Source organism: Collinsella aerofaciens (genome assembly GCF_039062365.1).
In the GTDB taxonomy this organism is placed as follows: domain Bacteria; phylum Actinomycetota; class Coriobacteriia; order Coriobacteriales; family Coriobacteriaceae; genus Collinsella.
On sequence record NZ_JBCJBI010000023.1, the window covers coordinates 1 to 23454 of the forward strand.

General features: G+C 58.8%; 25 protein-coding genes. 11 read left to right on the top strand and 14 right to left on the bottom strand.

Annotation, left to right across the window (positions count from 1 at the left end; genetic code table 11):
* Positions 1 to 1141 (top strand): DinB/UmuC family translesion DNA polymerase (locus tag ABCN01_RS09170; protein ID WP_343014265.1); only part of this gene is annotated, 1141 nt, incomplete at its 5' end.
* On the top strand, positions 1134 to 1559 hold the full coding sequence (locus tag ABCN01_RS09175; RefSeq protein WP_226812450.1) for a hypothetical protein: 426 nt from the start codon (positions 1134 to 1136) through the stop codon (positions 1557 to 1559). The genes ABCN01_RS09170 and ABCN01_RS09175, both read left to right, overlap by 8 nt.
* Here ABCN01_RS09175 and ABCN01_RS09180 read toward each other — a convergent pair.
* Entirely contained in the window at positions 1556 to 4108 is a 2553-nt protein-coding gene (locus tag ABCN01_RS09180; RefSeq protein WP_342996635.1) for a hypothetical protein, read from the bottom strand. The genes ABCN01_RS09175 and ABCN01_RS09180 overlap by 4 nt on opposite strands.
* 272 nt (positions 4109 to 4380) lie before the next feature.
* Positions 4381 to 4764: a heavy-metal-associated domain-containing protein gene (locus ABCN01_RS09185; protein WP_342996636.1), complete on the bottom strand. Its 384-nt coding sequence runs from the start codon at positions 4762 to 4764 to the stop codon at positions 4381 to 4383.
* A gap of 174 nt (positions 4765 to 4938) precedes the next feature.
* Between ABCN01_RS09185 and ABCN01_RS09190 the strand changes: the two genes are divergently transcribed.
* Together ABCN01_RS09190 and ABCN01_RS09195 are read left to right on the top strand one after the other, a co-directional pair.
* Complete coding sequence (locus tag ABCN01_RS09190; RefSeq protein WP_342996637.1) at positions 4939 to 5643, top strand: DUF3793 family protein; 705 nt, start codon at positions 4939 to 4941, stop codon at positions 5641 to 5643.
* Positions 5644 to 5689: 46 nt separating this feature from the next.
* Positions 5690 to 6109, top strand: a complete 420-nt coding sequence (locus tag ABCN01_RS09195) for a flavodoxin (RefSeq protein ID WP_342996638.1) — start codon at positions 5690 to 5692, stop codon at positions 6107 to 6109.
* A gap of 115 nt (positions 6110 to 6224) precedes the next feature.
* Here the strand turns inward: ABCN01_RS09195 and ABCN01_RS09200 are convergent, their stop codons facing one another.
* The 6 genes from ABCN01_RS09200 to ABCN01_RS09225 all read right to left on the bottom strand — a co-directional run bounded on the left by ABCN01_RS09200 (position 6225) and on the right by ABCN01_RS09225 (position 12812).
* On the bottom strand, positions 6225 to 6977 hold the full coding sequence (locus ABCN01_RS09200) for an amino acid ABC transporter ATP-binding protein (RefSeq protein WP_342996639.1): 753 nt from the start codon (positions 6975 to 6977) through the stop codon (positions 6225 to 6227).
* 12 nt (positions 6978 to 6989) lie between these two features.
* A complete protein-coding gene (locus tag ABCN01_RS09205; protein ID WP_342996640.1) occupies positions 6990 to 8351 on the bottom strand; it encodes an ABC transporter permease subunit in 1362 nt (453 codons plus the stop codon).
* Positions 8352 to 8469: 118 nt separating this feature from the next.
* The gene (locus tag ABCN01_RS09210; RefSeq protein ID WP_152067906.1) at positions 8470 to 9330 is read right to left on the bottom strand and encodes an ABC transporter substrate-binding protein; all 861 of its coding nucleotides are present in this window, start codon (positions 9328 to 9330) and stop codon (positions 8470 to 8472) included.
* A 147-nt stretch (positions 9331 to 9477) separates the two neighbouring features.
* The gene (locus ABCN01_RS09215; protein WP_152067907.1) at positions 9478 to 10344 is read right to left on the bottom strand and encodes a deoxyribonuclease IV; all 867 of its coding nucleotides are present in this window, start codon (positions 10342 to 10344) and stop codon (positions 9478 to 9480) included.
* Between the two features lie 166 nt (positions 10345 to 10510).
* Positions 10511 to 11530, bottom strand: coding sequence for a Gfo/Idh/MocA family protein (locus tag ABCN01_RS09220; protein ID WP_342996641.1), 1020 nt, complete (start codon positions 11528 to 11530; stop codon positions 10511 to 10513).
* Between the two features lie 91 nt (positions 11531 to 11621).
* A complete protein-coding gene (locus ABCN01_RS09225) occupies positions 11622 to 12812 on the bottom strand; it encodes an aldo/keto reductase (RefSeq protein WP_342996642.1) in 1191 nt (396 codons plus the stop codon).
* 327 nt (positions 12813 to 13139) lie between these two features.
* Between ABCN01_RS09225 and ABCN01_RS09230 the strand changes: the two genes are divergently transcribed.
* Positions 13140 to 14054 carry a ketopantoate reductase family protein gene (locus ABCN01_RS09230; RefSeq protein WP_342996643.1) on the top strand — a complete coding sequence of 305 codons (915 nt, stop codon included), beginning with the start codon at positions 13140 to 13142 and terminating at the stop codon, positions 14052 to 14054.
* Positions 14055 to 14163: 109 nt separating this feature from the next.
* On the opposite strand, the gene ABCN01_RS09235 is transcribed toward ABCN01_RS09230, so the two are convergent.
* The 3 genes from ABCN01_RS09235 to ABCN01_RS09245 form a co-directional block, all read right to left on the bottom strand.
* Entirely contained in the window at positions 14164 to 14370 is a 207-nt protein-coding gene (locus tag ABCN01_RS09235; protein WP_342996644.1) for a hypothetical protein, read from the bottom strand.
* Positions 14371 to 14556: 186 nt separating this feature from the next.
* Entirely contained in the window at positions 14557 to 15330 is a 774-nt protein-coding gene (locus tag ABCN01_RS09240; protein ID WP_117848772.1) for a hypothetical protein, read from the bottom strand.
* 312 nt (positions 15331 to 15642) lie between these two features.
* Entirely contained in the window at positions 15643 to 16953 is a 1311-nt protein-coding gene (locus tag ABCN01_RS09245; RefSeq protein WP_342996645.1) for an O-acetylhomoserine aminocarboxypropyltransferase/cysteine synthase family protein, read from the bottom strand.
* A gap of 273 nt (positions 16954 to 17226) precedes the next feature.
* Here ABCN01_RS09245 and ABCN01_RS09250 point away from each other — a divergent pair, with 273 nt between their 5' ends.
* The 5 genes from ABCN01_RS09250 (at position 17227) to ABCN01_RS09270 (ending at position 20749) form a co-directional block, all read left to right on the top strand.
* Positions 17227 to 18165 carry a LysR family transcriptional regulator gene (locus ABCN01_RS09250; RefSeq protein WP_342996646.1) on the top strand — a complete coding sequence of 313 codons (939 nt, stop codon included), beginning with the start codon at positions 17227 to 17229 and terminating at the stop codon, positions 18163 to 18165.
* A 63-nt stretch (positions 18166 to 18228) separates the two neighbouring features.
* Positions 18229 to 18714 carry a ribonuclease HI gene (gene rnhA, locus ABCN01_RS09255; RefSeq protein ID WP_055286906.1) on the top strand — a complete coding sequence of 162 codons (486 nt, stop codon included), beginning with the start codon at positions 18229 to 18231 and terminating at the stop codon, positions 18712 to 18714.
* A 73-nt stretch (positions 18715 to 18787) separates the two neighbouring features.
* Positions 18788 to 19894 (top strand): Gfo/Idh/MocA family protein, encoded by a 1107-nt coding sequence (locus ABCN01_RS09260; protein ID WP_342996647.1) that lies wholly within the window; start codon positions 18788 to 18790, stop codon positions 19892 to 19894.
* 2 nt (positions 19895 to 19896) lie between these two features.
* Positions 19897 to 20307 (top strand): acylphosphatase, encoded by a 411-nt coding sequence (locus ABCN01_RS09265; protein WP_342996648.1) that lies wholly within the window; start codon positions 19897 to 19899, stop codon positions 20305 to 20307.
* Positions 20308 to 20368: 61 nt separating this feature from the next.
* Positions 20369 to 20749, top strand: a complete 381-nt coding sequence (locus ABCN01_RS09270) for a Fur family transcriptional regulator (protein WP_192934621.1) — start codon at positions 20369 to 20371, stop codon at positions 20747 to 20749.
* A gap of 77 nt (positions 20750 to 20826) precedes the next feature.
* Here ABCN01_RS09270 and ABCN01_RS09275 read toward each other — a convergent pair whose 3' ends face one another.
* From ABCN01_RS09275 to ABCN01_RS09285, 3 genes are all read right to left on the bottom strand, one after another.
* Positions 20827 to 21624 (bottom strand): HAD-IIB family hydrolase, encoded by a 798-nt coding sequence (locus ABCN01_RS09275; RefSeq protein ID WP_342996649.1) that lies wholly within the window; start codon positions 21622 to 21624, stop codon positions 20827 to 20829.
* Positions 21625 to 21707: 83 nt separating this feature from the next.
* The gene (locus tag ABCN01_RS09280; RefSeq protein WP_052044235.1) at positions 21708 to 22286 is read right to left on the bottom strand and encodes an urease accessory protein UreE; all 579 of its coding nucleotides are present in this window, start codon (positions 22284 to 22286) and stop codon (positions 21708 to 21710) included.
* A 3-nt stretch (positions 22287 to 22289) separates the two neighbouring features.
* On the bottom strand, positions 22290 to 22718 hold the full coding sequence (locus tag ABCN01_RS09285) for an FKBP-type peptidyl-prolyl cis-trans isomerase (protein ID WP_035138874.1): 429 nt from the start codon (positions 22716 to 22718) through the stop codon (positions 22290 to 22292).
* A gap of 120 nt (positions 22719 to 22838) precedes the next feature.
* Here ABCN01_RS09285 and ABCN01_RS09290 point away from each other — a divergent pair.
* Positions 22839 to 23454 (top strand): dipeptidase (locus tag ABCN01_RS09290; protein WP_343014267.1); only part of this gene is annotated, 616 nt, incomplete at its 3' end.

Below are 23454 nucleotides of genomic sequence, written 5' to 3' on the forward strand. Positions count from 1 at the left end.
CTATCACACCGATGCGGAAGGCTTCGCCTGCATGTTGCGCGACGAGGTCCTGGCGCGCACCGGCATCACGGCGACGGTCGGCATCGGCCCCAACCTATTCCAGGCCAAGGTGGCACTCGATATCACCGCCAAGCACGTGCCCAGCCGCATCGGCATACTCGACGACGAGACCTTTCGCAAGGAGATCTGGCTCCATCGCCCCATCACCGACATCTGGGGCATCGGCCCCGGCGTGGCAGCACGACTCGAAAAATACGGCGTCTACGATTTGATGGGTGTCGCCGCACTCGACGAGAACCTGCTCTACGACGAACTCGGCGTCAATGCCGAGTATCTTATCGACCACGCCTTCGGGCGTGAACCGACAACCATCGCCGATATCCAAGCCTATCGCCCGCAAGCGACCTCGACCACCACAGGACAGGTGCTCTCGAAGGGCTATGCCTACGAGCAGGCCTACACTGTCTTGCGCGAGATGGTCGATGCCGCCGTACTGGATTTAATCGACAAGCACGTGGTGTGCGACAGCATCTCGCTCTTTGTGGGCTACGCAAGCGAGCGCGCCGACATACGCCGCCTCGACGCCAGCGGCACGGCGCAATATGTAGACGGATGCGGACATTTGCGTTCGAGCACGTCGAGCATCGAACCCGCCGCAACCGCCGGCCCCGAGCTCGCACCCCGTGCGCCCAAGCCCGTCCAGCGAGATGGCGAACGGCGCCGCCTGGTGCGCGAGGCGCAGGCAATCGATGGCATCTTTGTGAGAGAGCATGGCGGCAAACCGCGCGGTGGCTATGCCGCACTCTTTGCGCACTCCAACGCTTCGCGAAAGCTGCCCGAGCGCACCAATTCGTTTAAGAAGATCATGGGCTATTTCGATGAGCTTTGGGCGCAGACCGTCAATCCCAAACGACCGGTCAAGCGCATCAACCTGGGATTTGGCAATCTGGTACCCGAAGAATTTGCCACCATCGATCTGTTCAGCGATATCGAGGCGGATGAGCGCGAGCGCGACTTGGCGCGCGCCGTGTTGGCCGTAAAAGGCAAATACGGCAAGAACGCCCTGGTCAAAGGATTGAGTTTTACCGCCGGCGCCACCGCACGCGAACGCAACGACCAAGTTGGAGGACACCGTGCCTAAACCCAAACAACAGCCCGTGCGCCCGCCGACCGCCTTCGAGCGCCTGGCGGACCCCGAGGGCAGACGCCGCGCCGCCGACCCCAAGCTCACTGCCAACGGTGCCGTGCGCGCCAACCGCGCCGCACAGTTTATGCCCTTTGCCGCCCTCACGGGATACTACGAACTCGTGCGCAAGCAGGAAATCACCGTCGAACCAAAATGCGAACTCACGGAAGAAAAAGCCCTCGAGCTTTCAAAAAAGCTCGAGGGCCTCAAACGTGGCGACTTGGTGCGCGTCACCTATTACGATACGTACGGCTATCGTAGCCGCACCGGCATTCTCGACGAAGTGCTTCCCGCGTTCAAGCTGCTCAAACTCAGGGATATCGCCATCGACTTCGACGATATCCAAGACATTGAGCTACGCGGACGAGCCTAGCGACGAGAACGCTTGCGCAAGACGAGAGCAATGCCAAGCACTGCGGCAGCTGCAACCAGCAATCCCAAGACCAGCGTGAGGGTCGAGTCGCCAGCGCGAGGCAGCGAGCCGTCCTTCGGAGTCTTCTTAGCGGTCGTCGTGACGGTGGTCGTGGTGCTGCTCGACTGGTCGTTGCCACCCGTCTGGCTGCCGCCAGGCTGATCGCCGCCACCCGGCTGCGAAGGATCGGTGGGTTCCGTCGGATCCGGAGTACCGGGATCAACCGGATTCTCCGAATTCTCCTTGCGCTGGATCCAGACCTGGCAACCATAGAACGGGTTGGCGGTACCAAGGCACAGACCCTGGTTGGTCACCGCAAAGGTGCGCAGACCATGGTTATACGGATCGTTAAAGCCATTAGTCGTCAGCGTCGTAAAGTTCACGCCGTCCTCGGTCACATACATATCAAAGCCGCGCTCGGCATCGCGCAGGTAACACATGCACGTAAGGACACTCTGCAACTTCTTGAGGTTCTCCTCGCTCAGCAGCTTATCGAGCGCATCCTGAATATCGCTCGGCAGCTCGGTGCCATAGGCATCCTCGTACTGCTGCTTAAGGCTCTCATAGCTATCGAGCATGTCCTGATACTGGTCGGCAAAGGACTTGAAGTACGCGATCTCGCCATCGATCTTCTGGACATAAGCGGCGTCGTCCTCAAAGTCCTGGGACATCGTCGCGGCCTGATCGCAAAGACCGCCCGCGGCATCCTCCAGCGCATCGCTCAGATCGCCAAAGCCCTTAGCAACCTCGGTCTTCTCGTCATCGACATCGACGGCCTTGTTTGAATCATCAACCTCGGCAGCTTCGTTCGAATCATCGACCTCGACGGCCTCGTTTGAATCATCGTCCGCAAGCGTGTTCACGGGAACGATGGGGTCGTCAGGCGATTTCTTGTCGAGCAGGTAATCGAGCAGGTCCCTAAGGCGCTGAACCTGAGAGTCCCACTCCTCGGGCGTCATATCGATAATGTCGCCATTGGAGAACTGGCCGATCGGCTCAAGCAGGCTCGCGGTATCAAAGGTACCGATATACAGCTTGCCGTCGAACTTCTGCATGCGCCAAATGTACTGGTTCTCGTTTCGGCCAAAGCCCGAAGTCAGGCCGGAAATACCGCCCTCGGGGAACATGTCGGTGCGATCGCCAACGACGAGCTCCATGTTCTCGTCCTTGTCCATGCGATAGATGTTAACCGACTGCTCAAGATTGGCATTCACAAACGAGCAGTCAACGCCGCCCATGCTGCTCTTACCGCCCTCTTCGGTGTTGGATTTGTTGAACAGGATGCGCTCGAGGGCAATCTCCTCGTCGTTGTATTCACCGATATAGAGGTAGTCGTTGTAGACGATGAGGTTGGCAGCGCCAGAACGGGTACGGGCAGGATCGATGCCAAAGCAGTACTTTGCACCGTCCGTCTTCTGATCGCCGACAATGGGAGTCCACGAATAACTGCCGTCGGCATTCTTGTCGCCACGGACCATGGCAAACGACTGCATGGAATTATCATCGGGAGCGTTCTCGGGCGTACCGGTGCAGATGGTCGCATAGAGATGGCCATTGTACGAGACCATATCCCAAATGGCGCCGCCGTAGATGCTGTCCTTATAGCGAATCACCGGATAGCCAAACAGCGTGTCCGAGTTGGCAATCTCGGTGAAGCTGTCCTGGCCCTTCGAGGGGTCAGACGACGTCAAGATCGTCGCCACAAACTTACCGGCTGCATCTTTACCCACATTGCTGATGACGAGCTGGCCATCATGGACGCACATGCCGCGGATACCGGTAGAAATGCCCTGCTTGTAGGCAGCACCGTAATCCTGCATGCTCGAAAGGCCCCGATAGACAGCTTTGCACTCATCCGTTTTAGGATCGATCTCGTATACAGCAGGCAGGCCGCCTTTGCCGTCATTGGTCCTGACGCTGCCGCAGAAATAGAGCTTACCCTTATAGCTCACGGCGTTGCGGAACAAAGGAGCGACGCCGTTGAGCGATTCAGAGAGTAGCAGTTTGGTCTCACCGGTCTTGGTATTGATCTTGACCAAGATGCCACCGCTGTCCTTGTCGGCCGTGCCGTCCTCCTTCTGCTGTCCATAGAAGAAGGTACCGTTAAACATGGCCTCCAGCGTCAGGCGCATGGTTTCGACATCAAAGGAATCGCCCAGCGTGCTGTTCATGAGCGTCAGCGTGTTGCCCATCGCCGCATAGCAGGTGCCCACATAAAGCCAGTCACCATAGCTCGCAGCCGCCCAAGTGTAGCTCTGGCCGCGATCGCCTTCGTTGTTGGCCGTATTACCATCGGCGCCCGGAACGGCAACGGCACCGTTACCCTGGTAGTCGACGATGCCATCCGGCTGCGACGTTCCTACCGTAGGATGCGAGAGCTTCTCAAAGGAATACCCATTTCCCGCATTGTAGGTAACGGCACCCGATGCGTCTTCGGCGTGCGCCGGCAGCGGCGATACCAAGATAGCGGCAAGCGCTGCCACCAAACCAAGTGTTCCCACTCGTCTCATAAGGTTATAGCCTCCCCTGTCCTAAAGCCCAGTTTTAGCATTCTTCATTTCTGTCCACGGTTAATTGCAATCTGAGCACAGCAATAATCAGTATATAAATATACACCTGTAATTTTTTGGACGGGTTCATAGATGCTCGATTGGTAGCGAATTCCGCGCAAACCGTCACCAAACTCCACTTTTGCCGCATCTAAAGGTTATTTTTGCGCAAATTTTTGGATGCCGATAGTCACAATGGGCAGGAGGCTGGTACCCACCGGAGAGGGCAACGCCTACATTTTCATAACGTAATAGCCCGCACCCCTCACCGCCGTCTCGAGTGTGTCGCGATCAACCGGCTGTTTAGAGCGCACACGTGCCGTGTGATCCGCATACGTCACCGTTGCCCACACGCCATCCAGCGCATTCAGGGCATTGGCCACGTTCTGAGCGCAGCCGTCACAGCTCATGCCGCCGATAAGCAACTCATCGCTATAGGGATAGTGCGATGCATCGGTATCCACCACAACAACCTTTTTGGCTTTCTTGCCGCTCGTACCATCACTGCAACAACTCTTCCCGTGTGTCGAAGCGGCAATGCGACGCAGTCCAAAAAACATACCGACGGCAATGACGGCCAGCACGATGAGATTCGCAGGGTTGAGCAAGTCACTCATGCGTTCCCCTTTCAAGTAGCCCTATCTAGATACCCCCATGGGGTGTCCCCATCTTAACCCAAAATCATGTCCGTTCGGTCAATTAGTTTCCCTCTTCAAACTTTTTTGTTGACCATGGCTTACTTTCGTGTATAAGTTTTCCTAGGCTAACAGTTTAGATCCGTAAGGGGCGCCGTGACTCGAACCATAGACATCCCAACGTTTCAGGCGGCAGTCGTGCGCAACTGCTCTCCCACGCTCGCGGGCATCAAGCCGGCATCGCTCTTTACCTATCCAGGCACCTACGCCCACGGGGACGGCTCGGTCGCAACCGAAACCATCGCAGAGCGCCGAGCACGCCTGCTCAACGTTATCGCCCAGTGCAATCGCGAGCTTGACCCGTTCGGTATCCACCTGAGTGTTTTGGTCTGGCGGCCCTGCGGAGCGCTCGTGTATATGTACCGAGCCAAAAGCCTCACCACCTATTTCGCAGACCCTCGCGCCCAAACGGCGCTCGCCTCGGAAGGCTACGACACGAGAGACCTTTCGACATGCCTTGTACATTTGGCATCACGCATCACGCTCGCGAGCAATAACGTCGCGGAATGCGCCTGTAGCCAGACTCGATACGCACTACCCCAGCAAGCTAGCTGCAGCAACGACTGCACCTGCGAGTTTCCGCACGAAATAGGCTACTTCCTCGGATATCCCTACGACGATGTGCGCGAGTTTATCGTCCAGCGCGGCGAGAACTACAAGGTCTTTGGAGCTTGGAAGGTCTACACGAATGTCGAGCAAGCGCTTGCGATGTTTGACGCCTACCGCGCTTGTACTCAATACCTCACCTTTGTCTATCAGCAGGGCTGCAGCTTGGCGCAACTTGCCCAGGCAACCCGATAGAACATAGAAGCCGCGGCAACCTGCCGCACAACTGAAAGGACTCAACATGAGCAAGATCGCCGTCGTCTACTGGAGCGGCACGGGCAACACCGAGGCCATGGCAAACTTCGTTGCCGAAGGTGCAACCGATGCCGGCGCCGAGGCAGAGGTCATCTCCTGCGCCGACTTCTCTGCCGACAAGGCCACCGAATATGATGCCTTCGCCTTCGGCTGCCCAGCCATGGGCTCCGAGGAACTCGAGTACGATGAGTTCCAGCCGATGTGGGACGAGGTCAAGGAGGCTCTCGGCGACAAGAAGGTCGTCCTCTTTGGCTCCTATTCGTGGGCCGAGGGCGAGTGGATGGACAACTGGAAGGCCGACGCCGACGAGGCCGGCGTCAACGTCGTGGACTCCACCATCTGCTACGACGCGCCCGACGACGAGGGCGAGACCGCTTGCAAGGCCCTCGGAGCCGAGCTCGCGTAACGAACCCAGGGCTTCCAAGAGAGCCTGCATCAAAGCGCATCCCCATCCCTACAAAAGAGCGGGGCTGGATTCAAGTCCAGCCCCGCTCTTTTGTAACGGCAGTTACATCAACCGGCTACGAGATATTGCCCAAGAACGCCTTGGTGCGCTCGCTCTTGGGGTGGTCGAAGACCTCGCTCGGCGTACCCTCTTCCACAATGACGCCTCCGTCCATAAAGACGACGCGGTCGGCGACATCGCGGGCAAAGCCCATCTCGTGCGTCACGACGATCATGGTCATACCGTCGTGTGCCAGGTCGCGCATGACGCCCAAGACGTCGCGCACGAGCTCAGGGTCGAGCGCCGAGGTGGCCTCGTCAAAGAGCATGACGTGCGGGTTCATCGACAGGGCGCGGGCGATGGCAACGCGCTGCTGCTGGCCGCCCGAGAGCTGGCTCGGCATAAAGTCGATACGCTCGGCAAGGCCGACCTTGGTCAGCTCCTCGATGGCAATCTTCTCGGCCTCTTCCTTGCTGCGCTTGAGCACCTTTTGCTGCGCAAGCATGACGTTCTTTTTGACCGACAGGTGCGGGAACAGGTTGAACTGCTGAAAGACCATGCCCAGGTGCGTGCGCACTTTGTTGAGGTCGACACCCTTGGCGCACACATCCACGCCCTCAACGATAATCGAGCCGCTCGTGGGATGCTCCAGACGATTGATGCAGCGAAGCATCGTCGACTTGCCCGAGCCCGAGGGGCCCAAGACCACAACGACCTCACCCTTGTGCACATCCAGATCTATGTCGCGCAGGACCACGTTGTCGCCAAAGGCCTTCTGGAGGTTCTTGATGCTGACGACGACCTCGTTCGAGTTATTGGTTTCGCTCATGATAGGACCTCCTTACAGACCGGCGATGTGATCGGCAGGCGTCGCGACAACCTGTCCGGCGCTCTTTGCGGGACGCTTCTTCTTGGTCTCGGCCGTGCCCAAAAGCCTCGCCTCAAGACCGCTCACCAAGCGAGCGAGCGGCAGGGTGATGACCAGATAGAACAGGGCGGCAACCACGTACGGTGTAATGGAGCCCGTCGTGGCCACGATGGTACGGGCGTTCATGACGATCTCGACCACACCCACGGCGGCAAGCAGCGACGTATCCTTGTAAAGCAAGATAAACTCGCTGGTCAGCGTAGGCAAAACATTGCGGAACGTCTGCGGAATCATAACGTAGAGCAGCGTCTGGAAGGCATTCATGCCCAGCGAACGCGCAGCCTCGTTCTGGCCCTTGGGGATCGACTGAATACCGGCGCGGAAGATCTCACACAAATAGGCAGACGAATTCATGGCCATGACGATGACGCCGAGCACGTAGTCATCAACCTTGACGCCGGCCAACGGCAGACCGAAGAACGCGATATAGATCTGCAGGAATGCCGGCGTACCGCGAATGATATTCACGTAGATACCGGCAAGGCAGCGCAGGATGCGCGACTTGGAAATGCGCATGAGCGATAGGGCGAAACCGAAGGGAATTGCCAGCGGAAACGCCACAAGCACGATCGAGAGCGACATGAGGAAGCCCTTGAAGACGATCGGCAGGCTCTGGACCAAAATGACCGGGTTCAAGAACAGGCGCAGGAACATATTGGAGTTCCAGGCCTCGACCCACGGCTGCTCCTTAAGATCGGCCAGGAAGTTATCGAAGGCCGTCACGCCCTTGATCTCCACCGACGGAATCTTGGAGATCTTCTTGGTCGACCCGTCAGCGAGCGTATAGGTGCCGCCAAAGGCCTCATCGCCGCCCTCGACGGGAAACGTCACACCATAAACCTCGACACGGAAAAAGCCGCCGGCAGGCGCCGTCTCGCCAAAGTCAATCTTGAGCGTCTGGCCGTCAGCCTTGCACGTGGGTTTCATGGGCGTACGATCCATGAGGTCCTCGCCCGAGAGCATCGTCAATCGCGTGTCATCGGTACCAAACGTCGTGCCGTCGACAAACGTCAGCGAAAGACCGCTCAGCTCCTCATCGGCATCGGCCTGGACCTCCCAGGTAATGCGCGTCTCGGTACCGCCGACCACAGCGCTGCCCGAACCGGTGTTGGGTCGAGCGGTAATCTTTGCGGTCTCAAGCGCCTGGGCGGTCGTGGGCGCATATGTCCCCACACACACCAGCGCGAGCGCCACGGCCATGACGCAGACTAGCTTTTGGAGCAAGGCGGGCAGTGGAAAACGCTGCTCCGCAGCCCCTTTGTTCAGTCGAGACAAGGTGGCTCCTATCGTAGAAGTTGCCGGCAAAACGAGACGGAAATGCTCTCCGTCAAGAGAAGCGCAAAGGCCCTCTCCGCCAAAGCGGAAAGGGCCCGCGAGCAATCAAGTAGCTATTTTACTTGATATTGTACTTAGCCATGAGGGCGTCAACGGTACCGTCGTCGGTCAGGTCCTTGATGGCCTGGTTGATGTCGTCCTTGAGCTTGGTGTTGCCCTGGTTGATGGCGATGGCGTACTCCTCGCCGGTGCTAATCTGCTTAATGGTCTGGCAGGTGTTGAACTGCTCGGCGGTCAGCTGGCTGGCAACGGAGCGGTTGGTGACTACGGCGTCGCCCTTATCGGACTGCAGGGCGCTGAAGCACTCGGTGGCGTCCTTGTAGGGGACAATCTTGGCCTTGGGGAAGTTCTCCTGGGCAAAGGACTCGGCGGTCGAGCCAGACTGGACGATGATGGTAGCGTCGGCGTTGTTGAGCTTCTCGCTGTAGTTGTCGGCCGTGATGTCGGTGTTATCGACCTTGGTCACGATAGCCTGATCGTCCATGTAGTAAGAATCGGAGAAAGTGACTTCCTTCTCACGCTCGGGCGTGTCGGTGATAGCCGCGATGGAGACGTCATATTTGGCGCCCGAAGCGACGCCCGGAACAAGCGTGTCAAAGTCATTGTTGACATACTCGACATCCAGGCCCAGCTTGTCGCCGATAGCCTTGATGAGCTCAAGGTCAAAGCCCTGATAATCGCCGTTGTCATCCTTGTACTCAAACGGAGCGTACTCGGCAGAGGTGCCGACGGTCAGCGTACCGTCCTTGACGAGTGCGTACTCCTTGGAGCCGTCGACCTTCTCGACCTTAGCGTCGTCAGAGCTGCTGGAACCGGCATTAGAACCAGAGGTGGCGTTGGACGAGCCGCAGCCCGTCAGAGCGAGGGCGAGCGCCATAGCACCCGTGGCGGCAAATGCGCCAAGCTTCTTCAGCTTCATAATCAGTCTCCTTCCGGTGACCTCGTTTGATTCAGAGGTCTGCAAAAACTGTTGGCTATTATGCACCCGGAATTACGAATCTGCAATGAGAAAACTGATTGAAACAAACCCATAACGTGAATTGAATACTCTACTTTGTGACAGTCGTTACTGCTGCAATGACCTTAATAGTCTAATTTCAGCTGCATAACCTGCAAGTTCGTTCGGAGTCTCCAAAATAAACGGCAGCGAACGCAAACGGCCATTCGATACAATATTCTGCATAACCTGCATACCGCCACCAAATTCCTCGCCGCCAAGGTATCCCTTGCCGATGCACTCGTGACGATCTTTATGGGCGCCACAAGGGTTCTTCGAATCGTTGATGTGTACGGCATGCAAGCGATCGATACCCACCACGCGGTCGAACTCGTCGAGTACGCCGTCCAGATCATGGATGATGTCGTAGCCGGCATCGCTCACATGGCAGGTGTCCAAACAAACGCCCAGCTTATCGGACAGCTCTGGGCACTTGGCGGCAACGCCCTCGATAATGCACGCCAGTTCTTCAAAGCTACGGCCCACCTCGGTGCCCTTGCCTGCCATGGTCTCAAGCAATACCGTCGTCTGCTGTCCCTCAAACATCACCTGGCACAGCGTGTCGACAATCATCTGAATGCCGACGTCTGCCCCCTGTCCCACATGCGCACCGGGATGAAAATTGTAGTAGTTGCCGGGCAGTGCTTCCATGCGCTGCAGGTCCTCTGCCATGGCCTCCAGGGCAAACTCGCGCGCTCGCTCCTTAGCGGAGCAGGGGTTATAGGTATACGGGGCATGCGCCACCAGCGGTCCAAAGTCGTTTTGCGCCATAAGCTCGCGCAGAGCCGCCACGTCATCCATGTCAAGGTCTTTTGCCTTGCCACCGCGCGGGTTGCGCGTAAAGAACGCAAAGGTATTGGCGCCAATGGACAACGCCGTCTCTCCCATTGCCCGATAGCCCTTCGTCGTCGAAAGATGACATCCGATCGTCAGCATCTCCAACTCCCCCTCATCAGTTGCGGTGAAATACGGTCTATTGGTGCCTTATTTTGGCGCAAACAGACCGTATTCCACCGCAAGTTATAAAAGGGGCATCAGAGATGTGGGCCGCCAGGCACCACGGGCGCCGGCGTCATGATCCCCTACGCGTCAGCGCCAAGTCCTAGAGGGCTAGACGGATTGCATCGATAATGCGCGCGCAGCGCTGCGTGGCGGCAAGGGGCATGACGGGACTCTCGAGTTTCCCCGCCCGGATGAGCTGGGTCGCATGCTGGATTTCGCCGTAGAAATCATCAACCTCAAATGGTGCATCGATTTCGAGTACTCGACCGTCGGAATACTTCACATGGGCGAGCTCGGGGCGATGGAGACGCTCGATTTCCAACGAGCCTCGCTCACAGGCAATCGTTAAGCGGCTTTCATATGTTGCTTTGCCGTCGCACACCATATGAATGGGTATACCGCCGACGCTCATACGGATCTCGTCGGCCCAATCGACGCGGCCGCCTGATACGTCACGCCAGCGAACTTCACGGGATGAAACCTCGCACGCGCCCGCGAGCAAATCCTCAAACCAACCGACCGCATAGCAGCCCATGTCATATAGACAGCCGCCCTGCAACGAATCAAGCAGATAGCCCGAAGGAGGCTCGCCGTAATCGAGCTTTTGCACGCTTTCAATCGAGACAATACGGCCAAGCTCACCCGACGCAAGCAAGTCCTTCACGCGAGTGCGCATCGGACAAAACCGATTCTTCATCGCCTCCATAAACAGCACGCCGCGCTCACGAGAGGCGGAGGCAATCGAGAGAGCCTCTTCCTCACTCAAAACGGCCGGCTTTTCGCACAGCACGGCCTTTCCGGCGCGCAGCGCGCGACAGGCCCAACGCGCATGCATGCCATGCGGAAGAGCCAAGTAGATTGCGTCGACATCGGTGTCGGCAATCAGCGCGTCATAAGCCGCATTGCCGTTATCGTCGACCGAGGCATGGCCATGCGCAGCATCGATCGAAAACGCTCGGCAAAATTCCTCGACATGTGCAGGAGTGCGGCCGGCCGCAGCCACCAGCCGTGCCCCGTCGACCTTCTTGAGCGACGGGGCAAATCGATGAGAAATGTGCCCAGCGCCCAAAATGCCCCAACGAACCTCACGCGAATCATTACGTAAACCTCGGTCACCCACGATAGCCTCCCATCAGTTGCGGTGAAATAGTTCCTGTTTGGCCCCTATTCTGCCGCAAACAGGAACTATTCCACCGCAAGTTATAAAAGGGTCATGAGGAGCGCGTTTTGCCGAAGGCCTTAAGCACCGCCGTCACGGGACCAGGCTGGAAACGTCGGCGCACATCGTCGAGACGCTCGGGAATATCGATGTGCTGCGGGCAGTGCCGCGCGCATTTGCCGCATTTGACGCAATTGCTCACCAACTTGGGCTCGCTTGTGCGCACCGCGCTCGCCGTAAAGTATTGAGACAGCCCCGTAAACCAGCTGTGCGCATAGCTTGCGTTGTAGGCGGCAAAACATCCAGGGATATTGATGCCTTTAGGGCACGGCATGCAATAGCCGCATCCCGTGCAGGGCACACGGTTCGATTTCTCAAACTCCATCAACACGCGCGCAATCGTGTCGAGCTGGTTGGCCGTCATCGAATTCGGCAACGCGAGGTCTGCCAGTGACGAATTCTCGTCCACCTGCGCGGTATCGGTCATACCCGAAAGCAACATGGTCACCTGGGGATGATTCCACACCCACGAGAGCCCCCAAGCGGCAGGCGTATGCAAATGCCGATCGCATGCACCATCGAGAACAGCGCGCGCCCGCGGAGGCAATTTGCCTGCCAAGCGTCCGCCCAAAAGCGGCTCCATCACAAACACCGCGAGACCTCGCTCGGCGGCGGCCATGAGCCCCGCCGTTCCCGCCTGATATCGTTCTCCAGCGTAGTTGTACTGGATCTGGCAAAAGTCCCACTCATACGCATCGAGCATCGTAAGGAAGTCCGCCGCGCTGCCGTGGTACGAAAAGCCTATCTGACGAATACGCCCTGCAGCCTTTTGCTGCGCGATCCAGTCCTCGATGCCCAGCGCCACCACGCGCTCCCACTGCGCAGGCGAGGTGATGTTGTGCATAAGGTAATAGTCGATATGGTCGGTCTGCAGGCGGCGCAGCTGCTCGTCGAAAAACCGATCGAAATCCTCCGCGCATTTGCACGAAGCATGCGGCAGCTTGGTTGCGAGCAAAACCTGGTCGCGCAAGCCCAGGCGTTCAAGCGAAGCGCCCACGCAAGCCTCGTTGCCGGGATAGAGATAGGCCGTGTCCAGATAATTAATCCCCTGCTCCACCGCACGGGAGATGATGGCATCGGCCGTCTTCGCATCGGGGTGTCCCGGCGCACCGGGAAACCTCATGCAGCCCAGACCCAGAGCGGATATTCGGTTACCACTTTTGGGGTCAACACGGTATTGCACGGCCCCTCCCTTCGCCATCAGCGCCCCGGCAAGGCGAAACACAATGGTCACGCAGCCGAAACATCGTGGAATCGCAATCGAGAACGTATCGTAACGCAGCAGAAATCGAGCTGTCACGGCACCGCTTTAACATCAGCAAAAAGCCCGATGAAAGGGGCCGGGCATGACCACGCGCATGTCTTTGCGGTCTGCCCCGCGGCATAAGCGCACAGCGCAATAGTTTCTTTTTCATAACAGCCGCCCCGCGCACCCACCAATCACCCTGGCAGCATACAATCCATCAGGCGCCCCTTACGCGGGCGCCTTTTACATGGGGAGATGATTCACATGCAGATCAACAAGGTCGCCTTTATCGGCAAGGGCGGCGTCGGCCTGCTCTACGGCAGCATAATCGCCCGGGCGCTCGGCAACGACGCCGTCGAATACGTCATGGATGATGCCCGTTTTGAGCGTCATGCGAACGACGCGCTCACCGTCAACGGCAAGCCCTGCGATCTCACGTCCGTCCGTGCCAGCGAGGCGACGCCCGCCGATCTGGTCATCCTGACAGTCAAGACCACCGGTCTCGACCAAGCACTCAAGACTATGGAGCGCGTCGTGGGACCCAACACGCTCATCGCCTCGCTGTGCAACGGCATTACGAGCGAGCAAAAGATTGCCGAACGCTTTGGCTGGGAGCATACCGTTCTTGGTATCTGCCAGGGCATGGACGCCGTGTTTCTCAACGGCGCGCTCACCTTTACCAATGCGGGCGAAATCCGCTTTGGCGCGGCGGCCGGCACGAACCCCGCAACCATCACCGCGATCGACGAGCTCTATACGCGCTGCGGCATCGCCCATACCGTCGAGGACGACATCGCCCACCGCATGTGGGCCAAACTCATGCTCAACGACGGCATCAACCAGACCTGCATGGCCTACGGCGGGACCTACGGAAGCGCCACGGAGCCGGGCTCCGAGCAGCGTCGCTGCTTTGTTTCCGCCATGCGCGAAACGCTTGCGGTCGCCAACGCCGAGGGCGTTGAACTGACCGAGGCAGACCTGACGCAAATGGTGCACCTCATCGAGGGAATCGACCCCGCCGGTATGCCCTCGATGGCTCAAGACCGCATCGCAAGGCGCAAAACCGAGGTTGATGAGTTCGCGGGCACCATCTGCCGCCTCGCAGCCAAACACGATATCCAGGCACCGCAAAACAAGTGGCTCTATCGGCGCATCCGCGATATCGAGAAAAGCTGGTAGCGCCAACGCGCCGCATTCAACAGCCTTAACAGCAAAACCGCCGCAAGGGAACCTTTCCCCTGCGGCGGCCTTCATCTTCGTCTATGACCGGCGGCCGATCTCACAACAGTTAACGTTGCGACCCCGGCACCTCGTCCTCATCGTCGCGGCAAAGAACCACGCCCGCGCTTCCCAGCAGTGCGGCCGCGATCAGCGCGCCGACCACGATAGGAGCAGTCCCGCATGTCCCCTGCATGCCCGCGACGAGCGCGACCGTGGGACCAAGGCAGCCGAGCATCAACGCGACGGCGGCAACGGCAATATCTCGAGCATTCACAAGACCACTTCTTCCAAGAGAAAGACCTTATTTCTCATGAACTAGTGTGCCCCGCATCCATACGCCCAGCGTACCGCCACGGTAAGGGCTCTGTTAACTCAAACGCATACATAGAACGGACGTCCTTACGTTGCCCTAAAGCTCGGTAAAGACGCCCGTCCGCCAAATATCCGTGATGCAGAAAAATTACCAACCGGTGTAGTAGTCGGTGGTTCCGGCAGCGCAGCCGGAGTCATAGACCTTGCAATCACCCTTGGAGCCCGTAAAGGTCGAGCCCTGGGCCATATCGCCCGCGGCAACAACGTAATAGCCGTCGGAATCGCGCCAGAAGCCCTCAGAATCCTGAGTCCATTCGCCCGTGCGATAGTGATAAAGCACATTGCTGCTGTAATAGGTCTCGCGGCGCCCGTTGTAGTTATTGACACCCGCAGAGCGCGTCAGGCCCGATCCGTTCGCGTAGGACGCGGCAGACGCGTAAGACGGAGTGTAACCGGCGTTGTAGTACGAAGCCTGGGCGGCCTCGGCAGCCTCCGCCTCGGCGGCAGCCTCGAGCGCTTCGCGCTTGGCATCCTCAAGCGCAGCGCGCAGCTCATCGAGCTCGGTCGACTTGGCGTCGACCTCCCCCATCGTCAACAGGCTACCCGCACCGTCGATGCAACCCTGCAGCACAGCACGCTCGTCATCGGTAGCATAGTCGCCATACATATTCATAATGATCTGAGCGCGCATCTCAAGGGAATCGCGCTTGGCCTCCATCGAGGCGTTCCACTCCTGCATGGAACCATAACCATCGCCGCGATAGTCAACGGGCTGCACCAGCGTCGCCTCGGACGGCGTAGGTCCAACCGTATCGGATAGTGTTGCCGCGTGGGCATCGGTTGCACCGGCGCCCGCCAAAAGTGCCACGGTCAGAGCGGCGGAAAGGGCGGCGGCTTTCGGTTTTCGTGAATCGATCCTCATGTAGCTAGAAACCTCCGTAGTGCGTTTTTGCTGCGTTTGAGCTGCGTGTGATTCGATCGCGCTGCATAGTACCCCGAGCAAATCGCGACCTGCGGTTTTACTCAAAAGGCGCACGTCAATTGCGTAAAACTCACATCCTCTCAACAGGAGTTTTCCACATCTCGATTGCATAAAGCATGCCAAAAACCCTGTTTTTGCACCCGCTCTATGCAAAAAAGGCGCCTGTGCAACCATTGTTCGCACAGGCTCCTTGAGCAGGCATTTTATGCAGTTATACCTATCGAGTCGCAAGGGGTCCTTGCACAAGTCGCCTTACTCGTCCAGCGCGGCGAAGGCCTGCTTCAGATCCCAAATGATATCCTCGGCGTTCTCGGTACCGATGGAAAGACGGATCGTGGAGGGAGTGATGTTCTGCTCGGCGAGCTCCTCGGCAGAGAGCTGGGAGTGCGTAGTGGTAGCCGGGTGCACGACGAGCGACTTGACGTCGGCCACGTTGGCGAGCAGCGAGAAGACCTGCAGATGGTCGATGAACTTCCAAGCTGCCTCCTGGCCACCCTTAATCTCAAAGGTAAAGATCGAGGCACCGCCGTTGGGGAAGTACTTCTGATAGAGCTCGTGATCGGGGTGCTCAGACAGGCTCGGGTGATTCACCTTGGCGACATGGCTATCACCAGCCAGGAACTCAACGACCTTCTTGGTGTTCTCGACATGACGGTCAACGCGCAGCGACAGAGTCTCGGTGCCCTGGAGCAGGATCCAAGCGTTGAACGGGCTGATGCAGGCGCCCTCGTCACGCAGCAGGATGGCGCGGACATAGGTTGCGAAGGCGGCGGGACCGGCAGCCTCGGCAAACGAGACGCCATGGTAGGAGGGGTTGGGCTCAGCGATCTGGGCGTACTTTCCGCTCGCCTTCCAATCGAAGTTACCGCCGTCGACGATCACGCCGCCCAGCGAGGTGCCGTGGCCGCCGATGAACTTGGTTGCGGAGTGGACGACGATGTTGGCACCATGCTCCAGCGGGCGGAACAGATACGGGGTGCCGAAAGTGTTGTCGACGACAACCGGCAGACCGTGCTTCTTGGCGATCTCGGAGATGGCGTCGATGTTGGGGATGTCGGAGTTGGGGTTGCCGAGCGTCTCGAGATAGATGACCGTGGTGTTGTCCTTGATGGCGCCCTCGACCTCGTCCAGGTTGTGGGCATCGACGAAGGTGGTCTCGACGCCAAACTGGGAGAGCGTATGCTCCAGCAGGTTGTAGGAGCCACCGTAGATGGTCTTCTGAGCCACCACGTGGTCACCGGCCTGGGCAAGAGCCTGCAGGGTATAGGTGATGGCAGCAGCACCGGAGGCGACGGCAAGACCTGCCACACCACCCTCAAGTGCGGCGATACGGTCCTCGAAGACGCCCTGGGTGGAGTTGGTCAGACGGCCGTAGATGTTACCGGCGTCGGCAAGACCAAAGCGGTCGGCGGCGTGCTGGGAGTTGCGGAACACATAGCTCGTGGTCTGGTAGATAGGCACGGCGCGGGAGTCGGATGCGGGATCGGCGCTCTCCTGGCCAACGTGAAGCTGCAGGGTATCGAAACCAAAGGTGTGCTCGGGGTTGTTGATGAACTGGCTCATGATGATCTCCTTGATCGAACAAAAGTAAATTAATTAGAGAGAAGTAAGTCGCTGTCTCCTGATCACGCCGACGGGCGCAAACAGGAGCCCGGCATTCGTCTTGGTAAGCAATTCATATGCGGGCCTCCTTTCGCATCCCGGTTCCGTGGTCGGTTTAATTACCTACCGCCTTTGTGTGTTTTGAATAGTACGAGCATTGTTTCGCTCGGTCAATCACTTAAAAGCGCTAAACTGTTATCGGTTTTATAGATAGCAATCGAAAGGATGGCGTCGATGACCCTTCAGCAGCTTCGTTTTCTGATTGCCGTGGCAGAGTCCGGCTCAATCAACGCCGCAGCTCAGCGCCTCTATACCGCTCAGTCCAACATCTCAAACGCCGTCAAAAGCCTGGAACAGGAACTCCATCTGGAGATCTTTACGCGCTCCAGCCGCGGCGTCACGCTCACCAACGACGGCACCGAGCTTTTGGGCTATGCGCGTCAAGTCGTAGAGCAGGCCGATATGCTCGAGGCGCGCTACGAGGACGGCGGCACCCCGCAAGCCCGCCTCGCCATTTCCGCCCAGCACTACGCCTTTTCGGTCGAGGCCTTTGTCAACGTGGTCGAGCGCTGCCGCGACAGCAAGTTCGAGTTCATCATGCGCGAGACCACCACATCGCAGATCATCGATGACGTCCGCGCGTTTCGCAGCGATATCGGCATTCTGTATCTGGATGACTTTAACGCCCGCGTTCTGCAGAAGGCCTTCGCCGATGCCCGCGCAAGCTTCCATCCCCTCTTCGACGCAACGGTCCACGTCTTCGTTAGCGAGCGCCACCCGCTCGCACGCCGCCCTCAGCTGTCCCTTGCCGACCTTACACCCTATACGCGCTACAGCTTTGAGCAAGGCACCTCGAACTCCTTCTATTACGCCGAGGAGCCGTTTAGCTACATCCCCTGCGATCGCAACATTCGAGTCTCTGACCGCGGCACGCTCACCAACCTGCTGATCGCCTCGAACGGCTACACGCTCTCCACCGGCGTGCTCTCAAACGAAATGCAATGGGGCATGGCATCGATTCCACTGGCAGATGCCCCGACGATGCACGTAGGCTATATCATGCACGATGAACGCAAGCCCTCTCCCCTGTTGCAGCAATACCTCGACGAGCTCGACCGCATCATCCAAGAAAACCAGCCATCTGAGGACAGGGTAGATATGGTAGATTGCTAGCCCTCGGCGAACGCGGCGCTACAATGGTCACTCACACGAAACGTACCCAACGAAAGGAACCATGTGAAGGTCATCATCTACACCGACGGCTCGGCCCGATCAAATCCGGGACGCGGCGGCTACGGCGCCGTGCTCAAATACACCAACCCCGCCGGCAAGACCTTCACCTCCGAGCTTTCGCGCGGCTACGCCAAGACCACCAACAACCGCATGGAGCTCATGGCGGTCATCGTGGCGCTCGAGGCGCTTAACCGCCCCTGCGAGGTCGAGGTCCATTCCGATTCGCAGTACGTCGTCAACGCTTTCAATAAACACTGGATCGACGGCTGGAAAAAGCGCGGGTGGAAAACTGCCAACAAGCAGCCCGTCAAGAACCGCGACCTGTGGGAGCGCCTGCTTGCCGCCAAAAGCAAGCACAAGGTGGAGTTCATCTGGGTTAAGGGACATGCCGGCCACGAGCTCAACGAGCGCTGCGATGAGCTCGCCACCACGGCAGCCGACGGCAGCAACCTCGATATCGACACCGGCTTTAACGAGAGCGACCTGTAACGGCGTTTTCGCACGCTTTTGTGTCCTCCCGCGCTACACTCGTCCTGTAGGCCAAACAACGCAAGGGGGACACATGCTGCGTATCGCAACCATCGGCACGTCCATGATCACCGACGACTTTATTCAGGTCGTCAATGCCAACGACCAGGCCGTATTCGTAGGCACGCTCTCGCGCAATGCCGAGCGCGGCGCCGCCTTTACTGCCGAGCACGGCGGCGAGCGAAACTTTACGTCACTCGATGAGCTTGCGGCAGCCGCCGGCGTCGATGCCGTCTACATCGGCAGCCCCAATGCGCTCCATTACGAGCAGGCGCTCGCCTGCATCGCCGGTGGCAAGCACGTCATCGTCGAGAAACCCTTCTGCGCCACCGAAGCACAGGCGCTGGAAGTCTTCCGCGCTGCCGAGGCAGCAGGTGTCGTGGCCCTCGAGGCCATGCGTCCCCTCCACGATCCCGCCTTCCACGCCATCGAGGACGCCCTGGGCGAGATCGCCCCCATCCGCCGCGCCTCATTGCGCTTTGGCAAGTATTCCTCGCGCTACAACGAGATTCTCGCGGGACGCGCCACCAATATCTTCGACTGCAATATGGCATCGGGTTCCCTCATGGACATTGGCGTCTACGCCGTCGAGCCCATGGTCGAGATTTTCGGCATGCCCTCCGGCCTTACGAGCATGACTACTCTGCTCGACCCCACCACGCGACAGCTCACGCACGGCCCCATCGACGGCTGCGGTTCCATCCTCGCCAGCTACGGCGGAGGCCGCATCTCCGTCGAGCTCGCGCACTCCAAAATTACGAATGACCTGCTGCCCTCGCAGATCGAAGGCGAGCGTGGCACTATCCAGATCGACCATCTGTCCACGCCCCGCAACGTCCGCATCGACTATCGCGGCGATGTCGTACGCGGCTCGGCGACCGAGGCACCGCGCGAACAGGGCGACAACGGCCGCGTGCTCGACCTGCCCAAATCGAGCAACACTATGGAATACGAACTCACAGACTTTATCACCGCCATCGACGGCATCGATAACGTTAAGGAAGAGATTTGGGAGACCCCGGCAGGACGCCACGAGCTTGGCCACTACCGCGATGTCACGCTCGTCTCACTGCGCATCATGGATGCCGTGCGCCAGCAGGCCGGCATTACCTTCCCGGCCGACGCAGACAAGCAGGCATAGCGATGGGCCTCTTCGATACGTTCTTCTCCAGCGTCACCGGCGGCAGTCGAGAGCCTCAAAAACCATCGAACGTCGAGCTCGAGCTGCGCCGCAGGCTTACCGTACTCGCAAGCGACGAGGCCACTCAAAACACTCCCCTGCGCTATTTCCTGCACTGGACGGGGCAAGTCCAAGGCGTTGGTTTTCGCTTTACCAACACCAACCTCGCGCAGGCACGCTCCCTCACCGGCTGGGTGCGTAACATGGAAGACGGCTCAGTCGAGATGGAGATACAGGGAGCTCCGGCAAACATCCTATCTCATCTCGAGGCGCTTCATGCCTCCTACGAGCGCATGGGAACGCGTTTTCGCCTCGTAGACGCCCAGGCCCGAGCCCCACTTGCCAATGAAGACGGTTTCAGTCCTCATTATTAGTATTGTGTGCTAAATACGGTATCATTTACCTACGACCGTTAATAGAAAAGAGGCGAGGCGCATGGCGGTGCAAAGAAGGAATACCAAGCAGCGAAAGCTGGTTCTTGACGCCGTGCGCCAAAGCTATAACCATCCCACCGCCGACGAAATCTACAACGCCGTGCGCGAACAGGATGACAAGATCAGCCGCGGCACGGTCTACCGCAACCTCAATCTCTTGGCAGATGCCGGCGAGATTCTCTCCATCAAGACGCCGGGCGGCAGCCGCTTCGATCGCACGATCGAGCCGCATGCGCATATCATCTGCACCTCGTGCAGCCGCGTCATCGACGTACCGCTCCCCTTCGATGCCCAGCTCGACGCCAAGGCGTCCGAGCAAATCGGCTGGCACGTCACGTCGCACTACACCATCTTCGAGGGTCTCTGCCCCGACTGTAGGTAGATGTTTGGAACATGCCTTAAAATCCACCTTTCCGCACTTTGCAGCAAAAAGTAGATTTCTAGACATGTCCCAAATGTCTACTCAGCAAGTAGACGACGCAGCTCTTCTTCGACCGTGCGCACATAGCGGACGCGGTCGTTAATGCCACGCATAGAGGGGTTGCAGCTCTCCATCAGATAGGGATGGCCCACGACGTTGAGCATGTCGCGATCGTTCTCATTGTCGCCAAATGCCATCATCTCATCGGGCGAAATCCCCAGGACACGACCGTAATCGACAAGCGCGGAGCCCTTGCCCGAACCGAAACCGATAAGGTCCGTCCATGCGGTTCCTGACGTCATCACATCGACACGGTCGCCAAAGAGGCGCTCGAAATACTCCCGGGCCGCCGGATAATCCACCTCGGGCGTCTGGAAGCCAATCTTAATGACATCCTCGTCGATGTCCTCGGGACGGTCGACCACCGCCACATCGCAGTGGACCACATAGCGCAAATGGTCGACGAACGCATCGTTGCCGCTCATGGTGTAGATGTGCCCCTCACACGAAAGGGTCATGTCGGTATGGGGATACGCAACCACGGTATTCGCGATAACCATAGCAAGGCTACGCTCCATGGAACGCTTGACGACGGCACGCCCCTCGCTCATCACCAGGGTTCCGTTTTCGCATACATAGGCGAGCTCATCGGCCACCGGGGCAAACAGGTAGCGCAAGCTCGCATATTGACGGCCACTCGCCGGCATAAACACGATACCACGACGATGCAGCTCATCGATAAGCTCAAAGGCCTCGGAACGCAGCTCGCGCTCCCCCGGATGCAGCAACGTGCCGTCCAAATCGCATGCAATCAGTTTGATTCCCTCAAGACCCATATGCTTCCCCCAAAGCCTCATATCAACAGCAAGACGGACCTTGATCGGTCGCCCCTCAAAGCCCGTCTTGCGCATACGCGCGCTTAGCCGCGCGCCTTTTTTACGATGGTAAAGTCGGGAGCCATGCTCACGACGACCTCCGCCGCACTCGACGCAAAGCGCCGGTCCGCATCGAGTTCACGGGTAACCAGCGAGAGCCGAACACCCTCGACACCCCGGAGCATGCGGCCCAAAACAGGCTGCACCGGCGTATACATGCGCACAGTATGCTCGTCCGAGTCGCCCCGGAAGAGCGGCGCATGCATGTTGCCGATCTCCCAGCACGAATGCGCGAGCGCAATCGGGTCCATGCGGTCAACTTCGACCAAATAAACCTCGGCGCTGCGCAAGCGCACGACAACCGCCACGGGCACCATGCCCGAACGGTCAATGGCGAGCACGTCGCCGTCGGCAAGACGACCGCCGTCGGCAGTATCCAGCCGAACATCGACCGTGCGCCCCAGCTCCGTCACGCCCACAAACGCGTATACATCAGCCTGGTCCCAATCGAGCAGCAGATCGTCAACTTCAAAGACGCCGCCCAACTTCCGGCGAAGCAGGAGTTCATAGGACGGATCGTTGAGATTTCCCAAGCATGTCGTCGAAACCAAGCGTTCAGGCATACTCTAACCCTCGACCTCGACGAGCTCGATATCAAAGTTGAGGTCCTTGCCGGCCAGCTCGTGGTTGGCGTCGAGCGTCACGGCCTCGGGCGTCACGTCAATGACGACGGCGGGGACAGGCATGCCGCTCGGCGTGGACAGGAAGAGCTTCATGCCCTTCTCGATCTGCTCGATGTTGGGAACCTGCTCGGCCGGGAAGGTCAGAACCATCTCGGGATTGTGCTCGCCATAGGCATCGGCAGCAGGAATGTGCACGGTCTTCTTCTCGCCCACCTGCATATCGACAACAGCGGCGTCGAAGCCCTTGATCATCTGACCGGCGCCGCAGGTGAACTCCAGCGGCTCGCCGCGATCGTAGGAGCTATCGAACTGCGTGCCGTCGTCGAGCGTGCCGCGATAATGGGTCTTGACCTTCTTGCCCTGGTTGGACATGGTAACCTCCGTGATAAGGGCGGCGCACAACGCGGGCCGCCGTGAACATATGGCGCTAACTATACCCTAGTCATACAATTCAATGACAGTTTGCAAAGAAACGCTGCAACCGGAGGAACCATGGCATATCCCGTATTTGACCTACACTGCGACACCGCCGACCGCATCGGCTGGGCCACGCTCGATCTCGACCTGCGCTTTACCGCCGGCACCGACGGCTATTTCCCCGGCGACGAAACGCATCCGCAAGATTTCGACCTCATCGAGGGTAACGCCTGTGCCATCTCGCTCGCAAAGATCGGCAACACGCCGTGGGCACAGTGCTTCGCCACGTTTGTCCCCGACGAGATTCCCACCGCCCACGCCGCGCGCTTCCAGGCGCAGATCATGGCGCATATGAGCGGCCAGGCAATGCTCAACCACGACCGTATGGTCAACGTGCGCAGCGCCGCAGACATTCGCCCCGCGCTCAAGGACGGCAAGGTCGCTTGCATCCACACCATCGAAAACGCCACGTTCTTTGCCGAGGACCCCGCGCTGATCGAAGTGCTCAAGAGCTTGGGCGTGCTTATGTCGTCACTCAGCTGGAATGCGCAGGGGCCGCTCGCGAGCGGCCACGACACCCACGCCGGCCTCACCGGCGCCGGCATCGAGGCACTTACGCAGATGGAGCACGCCGGCATGGTACTCGACGTCTCCCACCTCAACGATGAGTGCTTTGACGAGGTTGTCGCTC

What these genes read in the sequence shown, in the direction of transcription:
- ABCN01_RS09180 (WP_342996635.1), bottom strand. Translation starts at nt 4,108, where the DNA reads ATGAGACGAGTGGGAACACTTGGTTTGGTGGCAGCGCTTGCCGCTATC.
- ABCN01_RS09185 (WP_342996636.1), bottom strand. Translation starts at nt 4,764, where the DNA reads ATGAGTGACTTGCTCAACCCTGCGAATCTCATCGTGCTGGCCGTCATT.
- ABCN01_RS09195 (WP_342996638.1), top strand. Translation starts at nt 5,690, where the DNA reads ATGAGCAAGATCGCCGTCGTCTACTGGAGCGGCACGGGCAACACCGAG.
- ABCN01_RS09200 (WP_342996639.1), bottom strand. Translation starts at nt 6,977, where the DNA reads ATGAGCGAAACCAATAACTCGAACGAGGTCGTCGTCAGCATCAAGAAC.
- ABCN01_RS09210 (WP_152067906.1), bottom strand. Translation starts at nt 9,330, where the DNA reads ATGAAGCTGAAGAAGCTTGGCGCATTTGCCGCCACGGGTGCTATGGCG.
- ABCN01_RS09215 (WP_152067907.1), bottom strand. Translation starts at nt 10,344, where the DNA reads ATGCTGACGATCGGATGTCATCTTTCGACGACGAAGGGCTATCGGGCA.
- ABCN01_RS09230 (WP_342996643.1), top strand. Translation starts at nt 13,140, where the DNA reads ATGCAGATCAACAAGGTCGCCTTTATCGGCAAGGGCGGCGTCGGCCTG.
- ABCN01_RS09240 (WP_117848772.1), bottom strand. Translation starts at nt 15,330, where the DNA reads ATGAGGATCGATTCACGAAAACCGAAAGCCGCCGCCCTTTCCGCCGCT.
- ABCN01_RS09245 (WP_342996645.1), bottom strand. Translation starts at nt 16,953, where the DNA reads ATGAGCCAGTTCATCAACAACCCCGAGCACACCTTTGGTTTCGATACC.
- ABCN01_RS09250 (WP_342996646.1), top strand. Translation starts at nt 17,227, where the DNA reads ATGACCCTTCAGCAGCTTCGTTTTCTGATTGCCGTGGCAGAGTCCGGC.
- ABCN01_RS09260 (WP_342996647.1), top strand. Translation starts at nt 18,788, where the DNA reads ATGCTGCGTATCGCAACCATCGGCACGTCCATGATCACCGACGACTTT.
- ABCN01_RS09265 (WP_342996648.1), top strand. Translation starts at nt 19,897, where the DNA reads ATGGGCCTCTTCGATACGTTCTTCTCCAGCGTCACCGGCGGCAGTCGA.
- ABCN01_RS09270 (WP_192934621.1), top strand. Translation starts at nt 20,369, where the DNA reads ATGGCGGTGCAAAGAAGGAATACCAAGCAGCGAAAGCTGGTTCTTGAC.
- ABCN01_RS09275 (WP_342996649.1), bottom strand. Translation starts at nt 21,624, where the DNA reads ATGGGTCTTGAGGGAATCAAACTGATTGCATGCGATTTGGACGGCACG.
- ABCN01_RS09280 (WP_052044235.1), bottom strand. Translation starts at nt 22,286, where the DNA reads ATGCCTGAACGCTTGGTTTCGACGACATGCTTGGGAAATCTCAACGAT.
- ABCN01_RS09285 (WP_035138874.1), bottom strand. Translation starts at nt 22,718, where the DNA reads ATGTCCAACCAGGGCAAGAAGGTCAAGACCCATTATCGCGGCACGCTC.